Origin of the sequence: Pseudoalteromonas sp. TAB23 (genome assembly GCF_000498075.1) — a bacterium.
Taxonomy (GTDB): Bacteria; Pseudomonadota; Gammaproteobacteria; order Enterobacterales; family Alteromonadaceae; genus Pseudoalteromonas; species Pseudoalteromonas arctica.
On sequence record NZ_AUTP01000320.1, the window covers coordinates 1 to 3,803 of the forward strand.

Sequence of the window (3,803 nt, forward strand, 5' to 3'; positions counted from 1 at the left end):
CTTGACTAATTAGTCTCGGTTGCGGGTTATCAGGATGAATATGAAATAATTGACTCATGTTAATGCCCCTTCTTCTCCTTCCCAAGCTTGCCAAACACCTTGGCAGTCTTTTGGTAGGTATAAATTTTTGCCAAGCTCTAAATAGCTTGTCGGAAAATGAAAATCAGACCCTTGCGAGCAAAGTAGTTCGTACTCACGGCTGAGTTCACCTAAAAATTGACGTTCGCTTGGCGCCTGTTGAGGTTGTGCAACTTCCATTGCGTCCCCTCCTACACTTTTAAATTCTACTAATAATTTGCGTAGCCACTTGTTTGACATTTGATAGCTACTTGGATGCGCAAGTACAGCAACACCACCAGCGGCATGTATGGCCTCAATAGCGGTTTGCATGGTGCACCAGCAACTTGGTACGTAGCCTGTTTTGCCACGCCCTAAGTACTTTTTAAAAACACCCGGGAAATTTTTAGCAACACCGCGCTCAATAAGGGCACGTGCAAAATGTGCACGCGTTATTTGCGCGTCTTTTGCCAGCTCTTTAGCTTGCTCGTAAATGCCATCAAAGCCATTTTTTGCAAGGCGAACACCAATCTCTAGTGCACGCTCTTCTCGCTTTTGCTGCTGAGCTGATAATAAAGAGGTAAGGTCAATATTATTAATATCAATATTTAAACCTACAATATGAATTTCGAAGCTTTCCCATTTAGTAGACACTTCGGTACCCGTTATTAATGAAAGCGGTAAGTTTTCTGCTTCAATAAATTGCTGCGCAGGCTTAATAGCCGCCACAGTGTCATGATCGGTAATAGCAAACACATCAATATTTTTATCAACAGCGCGATGCAATAATTCTTCAACCGTTAAACGCCCGTCTGAATGTGTGGTATGGCTATGTAAATCATATTTTATCAAAAGAAAACTGCTTAAAATTAAGGGTTACTGGTGTTTATGTAAGTATAACAACTTTTTTGACTAAATTGTTTTAAATAAACACTTGACACAAAAGCATAAGATACGTTTTACTGTAGCCACTTTCAGACACATTAAGAATTAACAATAATGATCAATTCAAACTTAAACACTATTTGGTGGTGGCACTCGTAATTATCGGGTGATGAATTGTCGTGTCTAACAAAAATTCAAAACCCGCAACTATGCGGGTTTTTTTATAACTAAATTTTACGAAACGTATACGTTAAAAATATTTAACAAATTTTGAGGCAGAAAAACATGAATAACGGTCTTACTCTTACACATCGTTGGTGGTGGCGCCTGATATAGCGGGACGGTAATGATCTGTTTGTAATTTAGATATCGTTATTCAAACCCCGCATTGCTAAAGCATTGCGGGGTTTAATTTTTTGAGGGAATGAGGTTTGATTTTTAGTCATATAACTACCACACCAGGCGAAGTAACAAGCATTACGCAAGTACGCGACTATATAAGTAGTCCACTTGCATTATACGCGGCACTTGATAAGCCTAACTCACTACTGCTTGAATCGGCTGAGATTGATTCTAAAGACAGTGTTAAAAGTTTAATTTTAGTCGACTGTGCCCTGCGCATTGTATGCCAAGGTAAAACAGTTACTATTACTGCTCAATCTAATAATGGGCAACAGCTTCTAAGCTACTTGCAGGCAAATGTTAAAAGCTGTGACGCTACTTTAGACGGCGCAACACTTACCCTGTGTTATTTAGACACTAGCGGCGATACTGACGAAGCGAGTAAACTAATTGCAGATAATGCATTTAGCGCTCTGCGCACTTGTATTAACAGTATAAAAAGCACAACTAACAATCCATTTTCGTTATTTTTAGGCGGTGTATTTGCCTACGATATGGTAGCAAACTTTGAGCAGTTAAGTGATGTACCTGATGGCGAAAATACCTGCCCAGATTACGTATTTTATTTAGCCGAAACCTTAGTTGTTATTGATCATCAAAAACAAACAACCGAACTCATTGGTAATGTATTTAACGGCCCAGACGTACATGCAAATTGCTTTGAAGTAGGCAAAGAGCTAGAGCGATTAAATACACTGTGCGATAACGCCTCAGAATTTAGTGCGGATATGCAAAGTGGCGAATGTGAGGTAAGCGTTGATATAGACGATGACACTTACTGCGAGCAAGTAGTTAAGCTTAAAAAGAATATTGTAGACGGTGATATTTTTCAGGTAGTGCCATCGCGTACATTTTCACTACCTTGTCCTGACGCTTTGCATGCTTATAGCCAGCTTAAAAAGCAAAACCCAAGCCCGTATATGTTTTATATGCGCGATGAAGACTTTGCTTTATTTGGCGCATCGCCTGAATCAGCACTTAAATACACAGTGCAATCTCAGCAAGTTGAAGTATACCCAATTGCTGGCACTCGCCCACGTGGCAAATTTGCTAATGGGCAAATAAACCCAGACCTAGACAGCCGCATTGAGCTCGAACTTAGAAACGATCAAAAAGAGCGCGCCGAGCATTTAATGCTTGTCGATTTAGCCCGTAACGACGTAGCCCGCATTAGTGTTGCAGGTACTCGTTTTGCCAAAGAGCTATTAAAAGTAGACCGCTATTCACAAGTAATGCATTTAGTGTCACGCGTTGTTGGCACACTAAAACCCGAGCTTGATGCACTGCATGCGTACCAAGCTTGTATGAACATGGGCACGCTTGTTGGTGCACCAAAGGTTCGTGCTGCTGAGCTTGTTCGTCAAACTGAAGGTAAACGCCGTGGCAGCTATGGCGGCGCAGTAGGTTACTTAACCGGTGATGGCGCAATGGATAGCTGTATTGTTATTCGCTCAGCTTTTGTTAAAAATAATAAAGCGTATGTGCAAGCAGGTGCCGGTGTCGTGTTTGACTCAGATCCTATTTCAGAAGCAAACGAAACTCGCGCTAAAGCACAAGCGGTTATCACCGCCATAAAATCTACGTATAAGGCGGTATAAAATGAGTAAAGCGAATCCTATTAAAATCTATTTTTTAGATAACTTTGACTCATTTACATATAACCTTGTTGATGAGCTTATGATGCTTGGCTGCGAACTGGTTGTTTACAGAAACAACATTAGCGCCGAGGTTATTTTTAACAAAATGCGCCAAGAGCAAGGCCAAGTGCTATTAGTACTTTCGCCTGGCCCTGGAACACCAAGCGATGCAGGCTGTTTAATGGAGCTTATTGAGCTCTCTAAAGGCCACTTCCCAATGCTAGGCATTTGTTTAGGCCAACAAGCATTAACACAAAGTTACGGTGGAGTAATCGGTCACGCGGGTGAAACCGTACATGGTAAGTCTTCAATTATTAATTTAGGCGAGCACCCTGTATTTGATGGTATGGGCAATACAATGCCTGTGGCACGTTACCATTCATTAATGGCAACAAAAGTGCCTGATAATATTGAGGTTATTGCCCAGTACGAAGATATCCCTATGGCTATTTATCATCATGATGACAACGCATTAGGTTATCAGTTTCATCCAGAATCAATACTAACGCCAAACGGCGCAATGCTACTTCAGCAAAGTGTCGCTTACTTAACACGCGCTAAATAAAAGAGGACATTATGAGTACACAACCAGAACAACCCATAAATGTTCAACACGCGATTGAGCAACTAATTACGGGGCAATCATTAAGCTACGCAGACGCCAAAGCGCTTTTTGATGAAATAATGCAAGGTAATATGAGTGAAATTGAGCTAACCGCCCTACTTATAAGCCTTAAAATTAAAGGCGAAGTAAGCGACGAGATTGCAGGCGCTGCGGCCTCAATGCGCGAAAACGCCGTTGCTTTTACTACCAGCAGTACG

At 41.3% G+C, this 3,803-nt stretch carries 3 protein-coding genes and 1 pseudogene; 3 read left to right on the forward strand and 1 reads right to left on the reverse strand.

The window, feature by feature from the left end; translation table 11 throughout:
* Window positions 1-54 precede the first annotated feature (54 nt).
* The gene (locus L654_RS0120975; RefSeq protein WP_024608971.1) at window positions 55-909 is read right to left on the reverse strand and encodes a PHP domain-containing protein; all 855 of its coding nucleotides are present in this window, start codon (window positions 907-909) and stop codon (window positions 55-57) included.
* 464 nt (window positions 910-1,373) lie between these two features.
* On the opposite strand from L654_RS0120975, the gene L654_RS0120980 reads away from it, so the two are divergent.
* The 3 genes and pseudogenes from L654_RS0120980 to L654_RS0120990 form a co-directional block, all read left to right on the forward strand.
* Window positions 1,374-2,942: an anthranilate synthase component 1 gene (locus L654_RS0120980; RefSeq protein WP_007582499.1), complete on the forward strand. Its 1,569-nt coding sequence runs from the start codon at window positions 1,374-1,376 to the stop codon at window positions 2,940-2,942.
* 1 nt (window position 2,943) lies between these two features.
* A complete protein-coding gene (locus L654_RS0120985) occupies window positions 2,944-3,546 on the forward strand; it encodes an aminodeoxychorismate/anthranilate synthase component II (protein WP_024590415.1) in 603 nt (200 codons plus the stop codon).
* Between the two features lie 11 nt (window positions 3,547-3,557).
* Window positions 3,558-3,803: pseudogene (locus tag L654_RS0120990) on the forward strand (anthranilate phosphoribosyltransferase); the annotation flags it as partial.

Bases quoted from the DNA above. Each gene is read 5' to 3' on its own strand.
- L654_RS0120985 (WP_024590415.1), top strand. From the start codon at position 2,944: ATGAGTAAAGCGAATCCTATTAAAATCTATTTTTTAGATAACTTTGAC.